The following is a 592-nucleotide window of genomic DNA, read 5'->3' as shown; positions in this document are numbered from 1 at the left end:
GGTCGACCCCGCCCGGGACCACCTCCTGGGTCCGGTCGACGCTCCGCTGACCCTCGTGGAGTACCTCGACTACGAGTGCCCGTTCTGCGCGCGCGTCAGCGGCGTGGGCGAGGAGCTGCGCGCCCACTTCGGCGACCGGGTCCGCTACGTCACCCGCCACCTGCCGCTCACCGTCCACCCGCACGCCGAGCTCGCCGCCGTCGCCGCCGAGGCGGCCGCGAAGCAGGGCCGGTTCTGGGAGATGCACGAGACCCTCTTCGCCCACCAGGACCAGCTCGAGCTCGAGGACCTGGTCGGCTACGCCGCCGAGCTCGACCTCGACGTCGAGCAGTTCATGCGCGACCTGGAGGACGAGGACCTCGCCCGCCACATCCAGCACGACGTGGCGTCCGCGGAGGAGAGCGGCGTGCGCGGCACGCCGACCTTCTTCATCGGCGGGAGGCGGCACATCGGCCCCCACGACGCGCGCACCCTCATCGCCGCGCTCGAGGAGCACGCCCGCTCGGTCCCCGGGGCTCGGCCGATCGGCTGATCCGGCCCGGCCCCCGGGCTGATCCGCGGGAGGTCGCCGACGACGAGGCTCGTCGTCATG

The 592-nt window shown here is 74.0% G+C and carries 1 protein-coding gene; it reads left to right on the top strand.

The features are described 5' to 3' along the window. Window positions 1–532, top strand: a 532-nt coding sequence (locus FB586_RS18710) for a DsbA family protein (protein WP_168800618.1), incomplete at its 5' end; no start/stop codon positions are given. Window positions 533–592 lie beyond the last annotated feature (60 nt).

The organism is Cellulomonas telluris (assembly GCF_004886325.1).
GTDB classification, from domain to species: domain Bacteria; phylum Actinomycetota; class Actinomycetes; order Actinomycetales; family Cellulomonadaceae; genus Cellulomonas; species Cellulomonas telluris.
This window is presented reverse-complemented; position numbering and strand designations above follow the sequence as displayed.